This is a genomic window from Pseudomonas sp. UBA4194 (genome assembly GCF_002379585.1).
Taxonomy (GTDB): Bacteria; Pseudomonadota; Gammaproteobacteria; order Pseudomonadales; family Pseudomonadaceae; genus Aquipseudomonas.
Genome location: NZ_DFUE01000058.1, coordinates 20,560 through 37,007 on the forward strand (window position 1 = coordinate 20,560; position 16,448 = coordinate 37,007).

At 59.2% G+C, this 16,448-nt stretch carries 13 protein-coding genes; 8 read left to right on the plus strand and 5 right to left on the minus strand.

The window, feature by feature from the left end; translation table 11 throughout:
- Positions 1-114: 114 nt before the first annotated feature.
- The gene (locus B3397_RS14785) at positions 115-1,002 is read left to right on the plus strand and encodes a LysR family transcriptional regulator (RefSeq protein WP_296251366.1); all 888 of its coding nucleotides are present in this window, start codon (positions 115-117) and stop codon (positions 1,000-1,002) included.
- A 19-nt stretch (positions 1,003-1,021) separates the two neighbouring features.
- Here B3397_RS14785 and B3397_RS14790 read toward each other — a convergent pair whose 3' ends face one another.
- The 5 genes from B3397_RS14790 to dnaA form a co-directional block, all read right to left on the minus strand.
- Positions 1,022-2,362, minus strand: a complete 1,341-nt coding sequence (locus tag B3397_RS14790) for an MFS transporter (protein ID WP_296251368.1) — start codon at positions 2,360-2,362, stop codon at positions 1,022-1,024.
- A 211-nt stretch (positions 2,363-2,573) separates the two neighbouring features.
- Positions 2,574-4,991: a DNA topoisomerase (ATP-hydrolyzing) subunit B gene (gene gyrB, locus B3397_RS14795; protein WP_296251370.1), complete on the minus strand. Its 2,418-nt coding sequence runs from the start codon at positions 4,989-4,991 to the stop codon at positions 2,574-2,576.
- 4 nt (positions 4,992-4,995) lie between these two features.
- Complete coding sequence (recF, locus tag B3397_RS14800; protein ID WP_296251371.1) at positions 4,996-6,099, minus strand: DNA replication/repair protein RecF; 1,104 nt, start codon at positions 6,097-6,099, stop codon at positions 4,996-4,998.
- A 12-nt stretch (positions 6,100-6,111) separates the two neighbouring features.
- Positions 6,112-7,215 (minus strand): DNA polymerase III subunit beta, encoded by a 1,104-nt coding sequence (gene dnaN, locus B3397_RS14805; RefSeq protein WP_296251373.1) that lies wholly within the window; start codon positions 7,213-7,215, stop codon positions 6,112-6,114.
- 38 nt (positions 7,216-7,253) lie between these two features.
- Complete coding sequence (gene dnaA, locus B3397_RS14810; RefSeq protein ID WP_296251375.1) at positions 7,254-8,777, minus strand: chromosomal replication initiator protein DnaA; 1,524 nt, start codon at positions 8,775-8,777, stop codon at positions 7,254-7,256.
- Positions 8,778-9,407: 630 nt separating this feature from the next.
- Here dnaA and rpmH point away from each other — a divergent pair.
- The 7 genes from rpmH (at position 9,408) to rsmG (ending at position 16,430) form a co-directional block, all read left to right on the plus strand.
- Positions 9,408-9,542 (plus strand): 50S ribosomal protein L34, encoded by a 135-nt coding sequence (gene rpmH / locus B3397_RS14815; protein WP_043192020.1) that lies wholly within the window; start codon positions 9,408-9,410, stop codon positions 9,540-9,542.
- 13 nt (positions 9,543-9,555) lie between these two features.
- Positions 9,556-9,960 carry a ribonuclease P protein component gene (gene rnpA, locus B3397_RS14820; protein WP_296251379.1) on the plus strand — a complete coding sequence of 135 codons (405 nt, stop codon included), beginning with the start codon at positions 9,556-9,558 and terminating at the stop codon, positions 9,958-9,960.
- Positions 9,953-10,198, plus strand: a complete 246-nt coding sequence (gene yidD / locus B3397_RS14825) for a membrane protein insertion efficiency factor YidD (RefSeq protein WP_296251381.1) — start codon at positions 9,953-9,955, stop codon at positions 10,196-10,198. Before rnpA ends, yidD begins: the two co-directional genes overlap by 8 nt.
- A gap of 2 nt (positions 10,199-10,200) precedes the next feature.
- Positions 10,201-11,883 carry a membrane protein insertase YidC gene (yidC, locus tag B3397_RS14830; RefSeq protein ID WP_296251384.1) on the plus strand — a complete coding sequence of 561 codons (1,683 nt, stop codon included), beginning with the start codon at positions 10,201-10,203 and terminating at the stop codon, positions 11,881-11,883.
- Between the two features lie 170 nt (positions 11,884-12,053).
- The gene (gene mnmE, locus B3397_RS14835; protein WP_296251387.1) at positions 12,054-13,424 is read left to right on the plus strand and encodes a tRNA uridine-5-carboxymethylaminomethyl(34) synthesis GTPase MnmE; all 1,371 of its coding nucleotides are present in this window, start codon (positions 12,054-12,056) and stop codon (positions 13,422-13,424) included.
- A 463-nt stretch (positions 13,425-13,887) separates the two neighbouring features.
- Positions 13,888-15,786 (plus strand): tRNA uridine-5-carboxymethylaminomethyl(34) synthesis enzyme MnmG, encoded by a 1,899-nt coding sequence (gene mnmG, locus B3397_RS14840; RefSeq protein WP_296251390.1) that lies wholly within the window; start codon positions 13,888-13,890, stop codon positions 15,784-15,786.
- A 5-nt stretch (positions 15,787-15,791) separates the two neighbouring features.
- The gene (gene rsmG, locus B3397_RS14845) at positions 15,792-16,430 is read left to right on the plus strand and encodes a 16S rRNA (guanine(527)-N(7))-methyltransferase RsmG (RefSeq protein WP_296251506.1); all 639 of its coding nucleotides are present in this window, start codon (positions 15,792-15,794) and stop codon (positions 16,428-16,430) included.
- Positions 16,431-16,448: the final 18 nt, after the last annotated feature.

Below are 16,448 nucleotides of genomic sequence, written 5' to 3' on the forward strand. Positions count from 1 at the left end.
TCTTGTCCCGACCCATGTTATTGATTAGCTTCGTGTTGAAAACAACAAATTTCGCCCACCTGCTGTGCGTTTTCGAGCAACGGGCATGAGCGCTTGATTCCCAAGGGAAAAACCATGTTCGACTGGAACGACCTGCGTTTCTTTCTGGAGCTTCAGCGCAGCGGGCGATTGCTCACCGCTGCCAAACGCCTGAATACAACCCATAGCACGGTGGCCCGGCACATCGAAAGCATCGAGAAACACCTGGGCACACCGTTGTTCGTTCAGCACGCCCAAGGCTATGAATTGACGCCCGCCGGGCACTCCTTGCTCAAGCACGCCGAGGCCATGGAGAACCTTGCATTGCTGGCTCAGGAGGACATTACCCAGTCCTTCAACCCCTTGGGCAAGATCCGTTTGGGCGTCACAGAAGGCATTGGCATCGCCTTCATTACCCCGCGCATCGGCCAATTGTTCGACCGCTACCCTGGCCTTGAAGTGGAACTGGTAGCGGTGCCGCGCTTCGTCAGCATTCTCAATCGCGAGGCCGAGATCAGCGTACACCTGGAACGTCCCAGTGCGGACCTGCTCATCACCCGCAAGCTCACCGATTACCGTCTCGCCCTCTATGCCAGCCGCGATTACCTGGCCAGGAGCCCCGCGCTGGAAACCTGTGACGATCTGGCTCGGCACCAATGGATCGGCTACGTCGACGACCTGCTGTTCAGCCAGGAACTGCTGTTTCTCAACAGCTTCTGCCGGGCGCCCAGCGTCGCTTTTCGCAGCACCAGTGTGGTCGCCCAGCAGGAAGCGGCGAGGATAGGCCTGGGCATCGCCGTGCTGCCCATCTATATGGCGGGCAACGATCCCGGATTGGTCCGGGTGCTGCCCGGCGAAACCATACAGCGCAGTTACTGGATCAGCACGCGTCGTGAGCTGCACAAATCAGTACGGCTCAGAGTGGTCTGGGATTTCCTCCTCGAACTCTGCGCCAGCGAACAGGCCGTGCTGCTCGCCCCCTGACCCACAGCTACGATGACGTTCAGATCGCTACCGCGCGATGTCCCTCGTCACCCACACCTTCGTCGCCATGCAGCGAAATCTTCGACGTCTCCGGCAGCGCCAGACCGCCCGCCAACGCCAATACCGATACCGCCACCAGATAGAACGCCGGCGACAGGTTGCTCCCGGTCACCCCGATCAACCAGGTTGCCATCAGTGGGGCGGTACCACCGAAGATCGTATAGGCCAGGTTGTAGGTGATCGCCGAAGCGGTATACCGCGTGCGCGTTGGGAACGTCTCGGATAACAGCGCCGCCGTGACCACGCCACTGAGCACGGCACCGATCGCCAGCAGCATGACGCCAACTACCGATGCGGCGAACGATCCGGAACTGGCCATCAGGAACGATGGATACACCACTACGATCAACAGCACGCCCGTGGTCAGCACCGTCATGCGCCGCCCGACCTTGTCGGAGAACGCACCCGCCACCGGGCACATCAGCGCCGCAAACACCAAGGCAATAACCGAAATCAACAAGGCTGTGGCGCGACTCAAACCGCCCGCCACCTGAAGGTACGTCGCGAAGTAGGTGGTGAACATATAGAACGACAGCGCGGTCAGGGAGACGAACGCACCCAGGCACAGAATTGCCCGGCCATGGCTGCGCAGGGTTTCCTTGAGCGGGGAGTGGGCTACATCGTGCTCCTGGGTGACCGCCTGGAATGCCGGCGTTTCGTCCAGCCGCCAGCGCAGGTACAAGCCGACCAGCCCCAGGGGCGCGGCAATCAGGAAAGGCACCCGCCAGCCCCAACTCGCCATGGCTTCAGGCGACAGCGAGGCGTCAAGCGCGTAGGCCATGACGGCAGCACAGGCGAAGGCGCTGAACGTAGACACCGGAACGAAGCTGCCATACGAGGCGCGCTGGGTGCGTGGCGCATGCTCCATCAGGTAGGCACAGGCACCGGCATACTCGCCCCCGGCAGAGAAGCCTTGAGCACAGCGAATGATGGTCAGCATGATCGGCGCTGCGATACCGATGGCTGCATAGGTGGGCAGCAGACCGATCAATGTGGTTGCACCAGCCATGAGCAAAATTGTCATCGCCAGCACCCGCTTGCGCCCTATGCGATCACCCAACATGCCGAACACGATGCCACCCAAGGGTCGGAAAGCGAACGCCACGGCAAATACCGCAAAGGTTTTCAGCAAGCCGGTGGTGGCGTCGCCACTGGGGAAAAACTGCTGGGCAATGGCGGTGGCCAGGAAGCCATACACCGCAAAGTCGAACCATTCCACGAAGTTACCAATGGCCGCCGCGCAGATCACTTTCTTCAACGTCGCGGGGGAGACCCGCTGTTCCACTGTCCCGTTTGTCATGCTGACCTCACTGCACCGTTATCGATGATCGATTATCAGGCGGGTAGCAATACGCGAAGGCCGGAAAGCGGCATTCACATATTCCTGACCGCACCCAGGGTTGCGGTAGGAGGTCGCAGGAAGTGTGCCAGTGGGCTCTGGCGCCATGGCAGGCAAAAAAAAGCCCCGGGCATGGGTGCCCAGGGCTCGTTGCAGCTATCGCTTTCGAACGTCAGAAATCCAGGTTCGATACCGCCAATGCGTTGCTCTCGATGAACTCGCGACGCGGTTCCACCGCATCACCCATCAAGGTATTGAAGATCTGATCGGCACCGATCGCGTCCTCGATCGTCACTTTCAGCATGCGGCGCACGGTCGGGTCCATGGTGGTTTCCCAGAGCTGGTCCGGGTTCATTTCGCCCAGACCTTTGTAGCGCTGGATGGTGTGGCGCTTGGTACTCTCTGTCATCAACCAGTCGAGCGCTTCCTTGAATTCCACCACGGCTTTCTTGCGCTCACCGCGTTTGACGTACGCACCGTCGTCCAGCAGGGTCGCCAACTGTGCGCCCAAGGCGGTCACAGTCTTGTAGTCGTTACTGCCGAAGAAATCGCGATTGAAGGTGATGTAGCTGGCCAAGCCATGAGAAGTGATTTCCACTTCCGGCAGCCAGACATTACGTTCGCGGTCCTCACGCAGGCTGGCCTTGTACACCAGACCGGACTTCTCGCTGGTGCGCAGGCGCACGTTCAACTTGGCCAGCCAGGCTTGCATGGCTTCATGGTCACCCAGTTGCTCCAGCGACACCGGCGGCAGGTACACGAAGTGCTCGGTGAGCTCTTGCGGGTACAACCGCGACAGACGCTTGAGGGTCTTCATCACCATGCGGAAATCGTTGACCAAGCGCTCCAGCGCCTCGCCCGAGATACCCGGCGCCGAGTCATTGAGGTGCAGGCTGGCGTCTTCCAGGGCCGACTGCGTCATGTACTCTTCCATGGCGTCGTCGTCCTTGATGTACTGCTCCTGCTTGCCTTTCTTGACCTTGTACAGCGGCGGCTGAGCGATGTAGATATAACCGCGCTCGATCAGCTCCGGCAGCTGACGGAAAAAGAATGTCAGCAGCAGGGTACGGATGTGCGAACCGTCGACGTCAGCATCGGTCATGATGATGATGTTGTGATAGCGCAGCTTGTCGATGTTGTACTCTTCGCGACCGATGCCACAGCCCAACGCAGTGATCAGCGTGCCCACTTCCTGAGAGCTGATCATCTTGTCGAAACGTGCTTTCTCGACGTTGAGGATCTTGCCCTTGAGCGGCAGGATCGCCTGGGTCTTGCGGTTGCGACCTTGTTTGGCCGAGCCCCCTGCAGAGTCACCCTCCACCAGGTACAGTTCGGAAAGGGCAGGGTCTTTTTCCTGGCAGTCAGCCAGCTTGCCCGGCAAGCCTGCGATATCCAGCGCGCCTTTGCGGCGGGTCATCTCACGCGCTTTACGCGCGGCTTCACGGGCACGGGCTGCGTCGATCATCTTGCCGACCACGGCCTTGGCTTCGTTCGGGTTCTCCAGCAGGAAGTCGGAGAAGTACTTGCCCATTTCCTGTTCGACGGCAGTTTTCACTTCCGAGGAAACCAACTTGTCCTTGGTCTGGGAGCTGAACTTCGGATCCGGCACCTTCACCGAAATGATGGCGGTCAGGCCTTCGCGGGCATCGTCGCCAGTGGTGGAAACCTTGTTCTTCTTGGCCAGGCCTTCCTGCTCGATGTAATTGTTCAGGTTGCGCGTCAACGCCGAACGGAAACCTACCAGGTGCGTTCCGCCATCGCGTTGTGGAATGTTGTTGGTGAAGCAGAGCAGGTTCTCGTTGAAGCTGTCGTTCCACTGCAGGGCGACTTCAACGCCTACACCGTCATCACGCTGCACGTTGAAATGAAACACCTGGTTGACCGGGGTCTTGTTAGTGTTCAGGTATTCGACGAATGCACGCAGGCCACCTTCGTACTTGAACAGCTCTTCCTTACCACTGCGCTCATCCTTCAGCAGGATGCCCACACCAGAGTTGAGGAACGACAGTTCACGAATTCGCTTGGCCAGAATGTCCCAGCTGAAATGAATGTTCTTGAACGTGTCGGCCGATGGCTTGAAATGAATCTTGGTACCTGTGGTTTCGCTGTCGCCAACGATCTTCATGGGCTCCTGAGGAACACCATGAACGTAGGTTTGCTCCCACAGCTTGCCAGCGCGGCGCACGGTCAGCTGCAGATTTTCGGACAGGGCGTTAACCACGGACACCCCTACACCGTGCAAACCGCCGGAGACTTTGTAGGAGTTGTCATCGAACTTACCGCCAGCGTGCAGCACGGTCATGATGACTTCCGCTGCGGACACGCCTTCTTCTTTGTGCACGTCTACCGGGATGCCGCGGCCGTTGTCCGTGACGGAAATAGACTCGTCAGGATGGATGGTGACGGTGATCTCGTCACAATGGCCGGCGAGGGCTTCGTCGATGGAGTTATCCACCACCTCGAACACCATGTGGTGCAGACCGCTACCATCATCGGTGTCGCCAATATACATACCGGGACGTTTGCGTACGGCATCAAGCCCTTTCAGCACCTTGATGCTTGAGGAGTCGTACGTTTGGTTTTCGCTCATGCCTTCACTCCCGATGATCGTGGGTCTGGGTGATACGGCCCTGTTCCACGTGGAACAAAGCAACTGGCGTTTCCGTCTGCCAGCCTTCCCTCAACAATTCGTGATCTACACAGGTAATGAATACCTGGCAGTGTAAGTCTTCCAACAACCTGCATAACGCTCGCCGGTGCTGTTCGTCCAGTTCTGATGGCAGGTCGTCCACCAGATAAATGCATTGGCCTTTGCGCGCCTGGCTCACCAGATGTCCCTGGGCAATACGCAACGCACAAACGACCAGTTTCTGCTGGCCCCTTGAAAGGATGTCTGCAGCATTGTGAGCGCCAAGGCGCAAACGGAGATCCGCTCGTTGCGGGCCCGCTTGTGTGTGGCCCATCTGCTGGTCGCGGAACAACGAGCCGGCAAGAACTTCGCTGAGTTCCCGATCTTTATCCCAGCCTCGGTAGTAGCTCAGCGTCAGCCCGTCCAACTCAACCAGTTCACTCAGGGTCTGCTCGAAAACGGGTTTCAAGGCCTTGATGTAGGCGCGGCGATAATCGTCGATCTCGACGCTGGCAGAGCACAGCTCGCGATCCCAAGCAGCCTGAGAAGCGGCATCAAGTGTACCATGCCGAAGCCACGAGTTACGTTGCTTCAAGGCCTTCTGAAGGCGCTGCCACGTTCCCATGAATCGAGGTTCCACGTGGAACACTCCCCAGTCCAGGAACTGGCGACGAATCTTCGGCGCACCCTCCAGTAATCGGAAGCTGTCAGGATTGATCAGTTGCAGCGGCAGTATCTCTGCGAGTTGAGCCGCACTGCGCGCGTTCTGACCGTCGATACGAATAGTAAAATCGCCCTGGCGTTCTCTTGAGATACCCAGATTGCTGTGGCCGCCTTGATTCAGCTCCACCTGCCCGAACACGGTGGCCGCCGCCTGCTCGTACTGAATGACAGGCATCAGTCGGGTGCTGCGAAACGAACGTGCCAGCCCCAGCAAATGGATGGCTTCAAGCACGCTGGTCTTGCCGCTGCCGTTGGCACCGTAAAGGATGTTGATACGCGGGGAGGGGGAGAAGGTCACCGGGTGCAGGTTACGCACCGCGGTGACTGTGACGCGGCTGAGGGACATTGAGGTCTGCTGTTAGAGGCGCATCGGCATAACGACGTAGGCGGAGTCATCGTTGTCCGATTCCTGCACCAGGGCGCTGCTGTTCGAGTCGGACAGAATGAGGCGAACCTGTTCGGTCGTCATGACGCCCAATACGTCGAGCAGGTAGCTGACGTTGAAGCCGATCTCCAAGGAGCCGCCATCGTAGTCAACACCGACTTCCTCTTCAGCTTCCTCCTGCTCCGGGTTGTTGGCCTGGATCTTCAACTGGCCAGCGGCCAACTGCAGGCGAATGCCACGGTACTTCTCGTTGGACAGAATCGCGGTGCGGCTGAATGCTTCACGCAGGGCCTGGCGGTCGCCCAGCACGGTCTTGTCACCACCCTTGGGCAACACGCGCTCGTAGTCCGGGAACTTGCCGTCGACCAACTTGGACGTGAAGGTGAATTCGCCGGTGGTGGCGCGGATGTGATGCTGGCCCAGAACGATGCTGACGTTGCCGTCCGGCTCGGTCAGAAGACGCGCCAGTTCCAAGATACCCTTGCGCGGGACGATCACCTGGTGTCGGTCGGTCTGGCCGATATCCGCTTGCATCGAGCACATGGCCAGGCGATGACCGTCGGTGGCTACGGCTCTGATGACTCCTGCCGAAACTTCCAGCAGCATGCCGTTAAGGTAGTAACGGACATCCTGCTGGGCCATGGCAAAGCTGGTCCGCTCGATCAACCGGCGCAACTTGCTCTGGGAAAGGCTGCAGGTCAGAGAACCTGGGCCTTCCTCGACAGTGGGGAAGTCGTTGGCAGGCAGGGTCGAAAGCGTGAAGCGGCTGCGTCCGGCCTTGACCACCAACTTCTGCTCATCGACCTTGATGTCGATAAGGGCATCGTTGGGCAGGCTCTTGCAGATGTCCATCAGCTTGCGCGCCGGTACGGTGATTTCGCCTTGCTCGGCGGGCTCTTCAAGCTGCACTCGGCCCACCAGTTCCACTTCCAGGTCGGTACCGGTAAGGGACAGCTGCTGCCCCTCGACCACCAGCAGGACGTTGGAGAGCACTGGCAAGGTCTGGCGGCGCTCGACGACGCCGGCGACCAGCTGCAGAGGTTTCAACAGGGCTTCGCGTTGAATGGTGAAGTGCATGGTCTAGTCCCTTGCCTTAAAAGCTGCGCCGAAAGTCATCACGTTGTCAGCGTGCGCAGCAGGTTCTTGTAGTCCTCGCGGATATCCGCGTCGGATTCCTTGAGCTCATTGATCTTGCGGCAGGCGTGCAACACGGTGGTGTGGTCACGACCGCCAAATACATCACCGATTTCCGGCAAGCTGTGGTTGGTCAATTCCTTGGACAGCGCCATCGCCACCTGCCGCGGCCGTGCCACCGAACGCGAGCGGCGCTTTGACAGCAGATCGGAAATCTTGATCTTGTAGTACTCGGCCACCGTGCGCTGAATGTTATCCACACTTACCAGCTTGTCCTGCAGCGCCAGCAGATCCTTCAAGGATTCGCGAATCAACTCGATGGTGATCTCGCGACCCATGAAGTGCGAGTGGGCGATGACCCGCTTCAATGCACCTTCCAGCTCACGCACGTTGGAACGAATGCGCTGAGCGATGAAGAATGCAGCGTCGTGAGGCAGCTCCACCTTGGCCTGATCGGCCTTCTTCATCAAGATGGCGACCCGGGTTTCCAGCTCTGGCGGTTCCACCGCAACGGTCAGGCCCCAGCCGAAACGCGACTTGAGACGTTCCTCAAGCCCTTCGATTTCCTTGGGGTAGCGGTCACTGGTGAGAATGACTTGCTGCCCGCCTTCGAGCAAGGCATTGAAGGTGTGGAAAAACTCCTCCTGGGAGCGCTCCTTGCGAGCGAAGAACTGGATGTCATCGATGAGCAAGGCGTCTACCGAGCGGTAGAAGCGCTTGAATTCGTTGATCGCGTTCAGCTGCAGGGCCTTGACCATGTCTGCCACGAAACGCTCGGAGTGCAGGTACACCACTTTGGCATTCGGATTCTTCTTGAGCAGGTGGTTACCCACAGCGTGCATCAAGTGAGTCTTACCCAGGCCGACGCCACCATAAAGGAACAGCGGGTTGTAGCCGTGCTTGGGGTTGTCGGCCACCTGCCAGGCGGCGGCGCGCGCCAGCTGGTTGGACTTGCCCTCGACGAAGTTCTCGAAGGTAAACGTACGGTTCAGATAGCTGGTGTGCTTGAGCGCACCCTCGACCTGGACATTGCGCTGCTCGGCGCGCACTGGAGCGGGCTGCGAACTGGCGCCGGCCATCGAATCGAAACTGTCGCGAGACGGCTCGTTGCTGGCGGTCGCGGCGGCAGTGCTGGGTGGCGGTTCAGCAGCGGCAGCCGGCGCAGCGGTGGCAGCGACAGGCGCCGGCGCTGCAGAGGCTTGGCTGGCGGCTACAGAGGCCGCGAGCGGCGCATTGGGGGCCGCACGCGGTGCTGAGCTGCGACGGCTGCCTATTAATAAGGACAGCGCGGGCGCCAGCCCATTGCCATGTTCACCCAGCAGTTCGAGCAGCCGCGTCAGGTATTTCTCGTTGACCCAATCCAACACGAAACGATTGGGCGCGTAGACGCGCAGTTCGTCGCCTTCGGCTTCGACCTGTAACGGACGGATCCAGGTGTTGAATTGCTGGGCAGGCAGTTCATCGCGCAGGAGTTCCACGCACTGCTGCCAAAGTTCCACTGACACAGGTATCCCCTGAATTGAAAGCCGGTGAGGCAAAAACAGCCGCCATTGTACCGACGCGCCGCACACTTATCCACATGAAGGTCGCCCCAGGCCAGGAGATTTGCGTCATGCACGGGTAGAAAACGATCTGTCCACCGCTGGCTAAGCACTGTGGATAACCCGCCTTGAGATCTATGCACAAGTGGGGGTCGAGGTCTGTGCATAACTCTGCTGTGGATATCTACTCATTTCATGCACAGCCTGTACAGAGCAATGACACAGGCGCAGCACCGGATCTGGACAGACTTACCGATCGCTGCAAGGCGCGGCGGCTCTGGGCTGAAAGGGGTTATCCACAGAAAGGTGCCTAGCTAATATCTATAAGTTCTACAGAAAAGCTTTAAATAAGTCCCTTCTCTATTTTTATATTTGAGCGATGCCAGTGCAACCGTCTGCCTGGCCACTGCTCTCTCTCCATCCACCACTCAGGCGATACAGAGCAGCTCATTGCCAACCCCCTTCACCCACTCCATAAGATGAAAAAAGTAATAGCTGGTTGGAAATTGACCTTCTGCTGCGCTTTCACTAGAATCGCCGGTCTCTTAAAACGGGGTCCATTCCGGCCCGTTGTGGACGAACCAGGTAACAACCATGAAACGTACTTTCCAACCCAGCACCATCAAGCGCGCTCGCACCCACGGTTTCCGTGCACGCATGGCTACCAAGAACGGCCGTACCGTCCTGTCGCGTCGTCGCGCCAAGGGCCGCAAGCGTCTGGCAGTTTGATCCTTCGGCACTGGTGGTGAGTCAGGACTACGGTCGGGAAAAGCGTCTGCTGACAGCCCGGCATTTCAAAGCAGTCTTTGACTCTCCATCCGGCAAGGTGCCTGGCAAGAACCTGCTGCTCCTTGCGCGTGAGAACGGCCTTGAACATCCCCGTTTGGGGCTGGTCATCGGTAAAAAAAGCGTAAAGCTCGCCGTTCAGCGCAATCGCTTGAAACGCTTGATGCGTGATTCGTTTCGTCTGCACCAGGACATCCTGGCGGGATGGGACATCGTCATCGTCGCGCGAAAAGGTTTGGGCGATGTAGAAAACCCTGAATTGCATCAGCATTTTGGCAAGCTCTGGAAGCGCCTTGCACGTAACCGGCCCGCTCCAGTAGTGAATACCGAACCTGCAGGAGTCGACAGTCAAGATGCGTAAACTGGCAATCGTTCCGATCCAGTTCTACCGCTACGCCATCAGTCCCCTCATGGCGAATCATTGTCGTTTCCACCCCAGTTGCTCCTGTTATGCGCTTGAAGCCATCGAAAATCATGGCCTTTTGCGTGGAGGCTGGCTGACCGTTCGTCGCCTCGGTCGCTGTCATCCATGGAACGCCGGCGGTTACGACCCGGTTCCAGATGCCCCATCACCCCGTACTTCTTCGATAGCCGAGTAATCATGGATATTAAACGCACGATCCTGATCGTCGCCCTGGCAGTCGTGGCCTATGTCATGGTCCTGAAATGGAACCAGGACTATGGTCAAGCCGCTTTGCCGACTCAGAATGTGGCTACCCAGAACCCTTCGCCGGCATTGCCGGAAACGGTCCCGGGCACCAACACTCAAGCCAGTGCCGATGTACCCAGCGCCAATCCTGATGCAAATCTGCCTGTGCCGACCCCTGTCGTGGTCAGCAAGGATCTGATCTGGGTCAAGACCGACGTGCTCAATTTCGCTATCGACCCTACCGGGGGCGATATCGTCCAGCTGAATCTGCCTGAATATCCGCGTCGTCAGGACATGCCGAACATTCCGTTCCAGCTGTTCGACAACGGTGGCGAGCTGACCTACCTCGCGCAAAGCGGCCTGACTGGCGCCAACGGCCCCGATGCACGAGCGTCGGGTCGCCCCGTGTACGCTGCTGCGCAGAAAAGTTATCAACTGGCGGAAGGTCAGAACCAACTGGTTGTCGACCTGACCTACACCGATAACGGTGTGAACTACACCAAGCGCTTCACCGTTGACCGTGGCGAGTATGACCTCAAGGTCAGCTACCTTGTGGATAACCAGAGCGCGCAAGCGTGGAACGGCAACATGTTCGCGCAGCTCAAGCGCGACAACAGCTCCGATCCATCGTCGACAACTGCTACCGGCACCGCGACCTACCTGGGCGCCGCCCTGTGGACAAGTGGCGAGCCGTACAAGAAAGTGTCGATGAAAGACATGGACAAGGGCGGTTTGAAGGAGAGCGTTCAAGGCGGTTGGGTTGCCTGGTTGCAGCACTACTTCGTGACGGCGTGGATTCCAGCCCCGGGTGACAGCAACAATGTCATGACCCGCAAGGACAACCAGGGCAACTACATCATTGGCTACACCGGGCCGACCCTCACCGCGGCGCCAGGTGCCAAGGTGGAAACCACTGCGACGTTGTATGCCGGCCCCAAGGTTCAGGACAAACTCAAGGAGTTGTCCCCAGGCCTGGAACTGACCGTCGACTACGGCATCCTGTGGTTCATTGCCCAGCCGATCTTCTGGTTGCTCAAGCATATTCACGCGATCCTGGGTAACTGGGGCTTCTCGATCATCTGCCTGACTATCCTGATCAAGCTGCTGTTCTTCCCGCTGTCGGCCGCCAGCTACAAGTCGATGGCCCGTATGCGTGCGGTGGCGCCGAAATTGGCGGCCCTGAAAGAACAGCATGGCGATGACCGGCAGAAAATGTCCCAGGCCATGATGGAGCTGTACAAGAAAGAGAAGATCAACCCACTGGGTGGCTGCCTGCCGATCCTGGTGCAGATGCCGGTCTTCCTGTCCCTGTACTGGGTACTGCTCGAAAGCGTCGAGATGCGCCAGGCGCCTTGGCTGCTGTGGATTACCGACCTGTCGATCAAGGATCCGTTCTTCATCCTGCCGATCATCATGGGCGCGACCATGTTCATCCAGCAGCGGCTGAACCCGACACCTCCGGATCCGATGCAGGCGAAGGTCATGAAAATGATGCCGATCATCTTCACCTTCTTCTTCCTGTGGTTCCCGGCAGGTCTGGTGCTGTACTGGGTGACCAACAACACCTTGTCGATCGCCCAGCAGTGGTACATCACGCGCGGCATCGAAAAAGCGGCGGCGAAGTCTGCTGCGTAACGGGTTGATCCTCTGACCTGTGGATAAAACGCCCCCTCGTGGGGCGTTTTGCTATCTGCTTTCAGCACCTCACCCTCCGGGAGAGGGCTAGGGTCAAGGTATCCCTCGGCGCTAAGCTCCTCCAAACCAGATCGACGCCTACCTGAATCCATAGAGTCGGAACCCACACCATGAACGTGCCTCGCGAAACCATAGCCGCCATCGCCACTGCCCAGGGCCGCGGCGGCGTCGGTATTGTGCGTATATCCGGCCCCCTGGCCAGCGCCGCCGCTCAGGCGATCATCGGTCGCTTGCCAGCGCCGCGCTATGCCCATTACGGCCCAATGCTCGGTGGCGAAGCCGAGGTCATCGACGAAGGCCTGGCCCTCTGGTTCCCAGGTCCGAATTCGTTTACCGGCGAGGACGTGCTTGAGTTGCAGGGACACGGCGGGCCAGTGGTGATGGACATGCTGCTCAAACGCTGCCTGGAACTGGGTTGCCGTCTGGCCCGCCCGGGGGAATTCAGCGAAAGGGCGTTTCTCAACGACAAGCTCGACCTGGCTCAGGCAGAGGCCATCGCAGACTTGATCGAAGCCAGTTCTGCGCAAGCAGCCCGAAATGCCGTGCGCTCGTTGCAAGGGGCGTTTTCGCGTCGTGTGGATAACTTGACCGAGCAATTGATCAGTCTGCGCATCTACGTTGAAGCAGCCATCGACTTTCCTGAAGAGGAAATCGACTTTCTGGCTGACGGGCATGTGCTGGGCATGCTCGACAAGGTTCGTGCGCAGTTGTCCACAGTACTGCATGAGGCCGGGCAGGGCGCTCTGCTGCGCGATGGCATGACGGTAGTGATCGCCGGTCGCCCCAACGCCGGCAAATCCAGCCTGCTGAACCTGTTGGCGGGTCGTGAAGCCGCGATCGTTACCGATATCGCCGGTACGACCCGGGATATCCTGCGCGAACATATCCACATCGACGGCATGCCGCTGCACGTCGTCGATACGGCCGGCCTGCGCGACACCGAGGATCAGGTGGAAAAGATCGGCGTCGAACGGGCCCTCAAGGCCATTGCCGGCGCGGATCGCGTGCTGCTGGTGGTCGACGCCACTGCGCCAGAGGCGGCCGACCCGTTCGCCCTGTGGCCCGAGTTCCTCGAGCACCGTCCCGATCCAGGCAAGGTGACCCTGGTGCGCAACAAGGCAGACCTCAGTGGGGAGCCCGTGGGCGTGCAACACAGCGATGACGGCCACGTGACCATCAGTCTTACCGCCAAGGGCGCGGGAGAGGGCCTGGAGCTGCTGCGCGAGCACCTCAAGGCCTGCATGGGTTATGAACAGACCGCTGAAAGCAGCTTCAGTGCTCGTCGCCGGCATCTGGAAGCCCTGCGCCATGCGTGTGGATATCTTGACCATGGCCGCGATCAGCTGACGCTGGCGGGCGCCGGAGAGTTGCTGGCGGAGGACTTGCGACTGGCCCAGCAATCCTTGGGCGAGATCACCGGCGCATTCAGCTCGGACGATCTTCTGGGGCGGATCTTCTCCAGCTTCTGCATAGGCAAGTAGCCGATACCTGACCCTGTTCGCCCCTATCGACGCCGCCTGCCCAGGCGGCTTTTTTTCGCCCGTGAGTTATACAGTGCTTCCTGAGCTCTGTGGAAAACCCTACCTGAGGTCAGTTGATAAGCCGCCCTGAAAGCTGATGATAGATCCGCCTGTGCGTAAGCACCCCGGTTACCCACAGGTTAATTCGAGTTATCCAGAAAGCTCACAGGCACATAGGCACACCTTTTAATTTCTCCACAACGACCGTGATGCACGGCCTGCAGGATTCTATCCACAGAAAACAGGCTGTGTATAAATAAACATAAAAACAAAGCTTTAATAAATCTCTCTCTTTTAATTTCTATTACCGAAGCTTTTCCACAGCTGGTTATTTTTTGTGCAAAAGGTTTCCGTAGGCCGAGCAAATTCCCTATACTGCGCAGCTATCCCAATTACCCACATATGAACAGGCACGAGGTGCGTGGTGGATTTCCCTTCCCGTTTTGAAGTGATCGTCATCGGCGGCGGTCATGCCGGTACCGAGGCAGCACTGGCCTCAGCACGCATGGGTGCTAAAACCCTGCTGTTGACGCACAACGTGGAGACCCTCGGGGCCATGAGCTGCAACCCGGCCATCGGTGGCATCGGCAAGAGCCATCTGGTCAAAGAGATCGATGCGCTCGGTGGCGCCATGGCGCTGGCCACCGACAAGGGCGGCATCCAGTTCCGCGTACTGAACAACCGCAAAGGGCCTGCGGTGCGGGCTACCCGTGCCCAGGCCGATCGCATCCTGTACAAGGCGGCGATTCGCGAAACCCTGGAAAACCAGCCGAACCTGTGGATATTCCAACAGGCTGCCGACGATCTCATCGTCGATCAGGACGAAGTCAAAGGTGTCGTGACCCAGATGGGCCTGCGTTTCATGGCCGATTCCGTGGTACTGACCACCGGTACATTCCTGGGCGGTCTTATTCACATCGGCCTGCAGAACTATTCGGGTGGTCGCGCCGGCGATCCACCTTCGATCGCGCTGGCCCGACGTCTGCGCGAACTGCCGCTGCGCGTGGGCCGGTTGAAGACCGGAACGCCACCGCGGATCGATGGCAAATCGGTGGACTTCTCGGTGATGACAGAACAGCCCGGTGATACGCCGATTCCGGTGATGTCGTTCATGGGTTCCAAAGCCATGCACCCGCGTCAGGTCAGTTGCTGGATCACGCACACCAACGCGCGCACCCACGAAATCATCGCAGCCAACCTGGATCGCTCGCCGATGTACTCGGCAGCGGGCGAGATCGAAGGCGTGGGCCCGCGGTACTGCCCGTCGATCGAAGACAAGATCCACCGCTTCGCGGACAAGGAAAGCCATCAGGTGTTCATCGAGCCTGAAGGCCTGACCACCCATGAGCTGTACCCCAACGGTATTTCGACGTCGCTGCCGTTCGATGTGCAGTTGCAGATCGTGCGCTCGATCCGCGGCATGGAAAATGCCCACATCATGCGGCCGGGCTACGCCATCGAATACGACTACTTCGACCCGCGCGACCTCAAGTACAGCCTGGAAACCAAAGTGATTGCCGGTTTGTTCTTCGCTGGCCAGATCAATGGCACCACCGGCTACGAGGAAGCCGGCGCTCAAGGTTTGCTCGCCGGCGCCAACGCCGCCTTGCGTGCCCAGGGCAAGGACGCCTGGTGTCCGCGCCGCGACGAGGCTTACATCGGTGTGCTGGTCGACGACTTGATCACCCTGGGTACACAAGAACCGTACCGGATGTTCACGTCCCGGGCCGAATACCGCCTGATTCTGCGCGAAGACAATGCCGATCTGCGCCTGACCGAGAAGGGACGCGAGCTCGGCCTGGTCGACGACGCCCGCTGGGCCGCGTTCAGCACCAAGCGCGAAGCCATCGAAGTGGAAGAACAACGCCTGAAAAGCACGTGGGTGCGGCCCAACACCGCGCAAGGTGAAGCCGTGGCCGAGAAATTCGGCACCCCCTTGACCCACGAGTACAACTTGCTGAATCTGCTCAGCCGGCCGGAAATCGACTACGCCGGGCTGGTGGAGGTCACCGGTGGTGGGGCAAATGATCCACAGGTGGCCGAGCAGGTCGAGATCAAGACCAAGTACGCCGGGTACATCGATCGTCAGCAGGACGAAATTGCCCGTCTGCGCGCCAGCGAAGACACACGGCTGCCTGTGGATATCGATTACGCCACCATCTCCGGCCTTTCCAAAGAGATTCAGGGCAAGCTCGGCGCGACCCGTCCGGAAACGCTTGGACAGGCGTCGCGCATCCCGGGTGTGACCCCGGCGGCGATCTCGCTGTTGATGATTCATCTGAAAAAACGCGGCGCAGGCCGTGAGTTGGAGCAAAGCGCTTGAGTTCCATGGTGACCCCGCAACACCGCGAAGAGTTGTCCACAGGCGCACGCCAGCTGGGCATCGAATTATCCGAGCAGCAGCAGGAGCAGCTGCTGGGCTATCTGGCGCTGCTGATCAAGTGGAACAAGGCGTACAACCTGACTGCCGTGCGCAATCCGGACGAGATGGTTTCGCGTCATCTGCTCGACAGCCTCAGCATCCTTGCCCACCTCGGCGATGGCACGAGCTGGCTGGACGTGGGCAGCGGTGGCGGCATGCCGGGCATCCCGATGGCGATCATGTTTCCCCACAAGCAGATCACCACCCTGGACAGCAACGGCAAGAAAACCCGCTTCCAGACTCAGGTGAAGCTGGAGCTCAAGCTGGATAACCTGCAAGCTATCCACAGCCGGGTCGAAGCCTTTCGACCTGAGCAACCATTCGCTGGTATTGTTTCGCGGGCTTTCAGCAGCCTGGAAGACTTCACGCACTGGACGCGGCACCTGGGCAACGGCGAAACCCGCTGGCTGGCCATGAAGGGGCTGCATCCGGCCGACGAACTGGTAGCATTGCCGGCAGACTTCCACCTCGATAGCGAACACGCCTTGGCCGTACCCGGTTGCCAAGGCCAACGCCATCTGCTGATACTGCGCCGCACGGCATGATTGGGAACACAAGCAAGA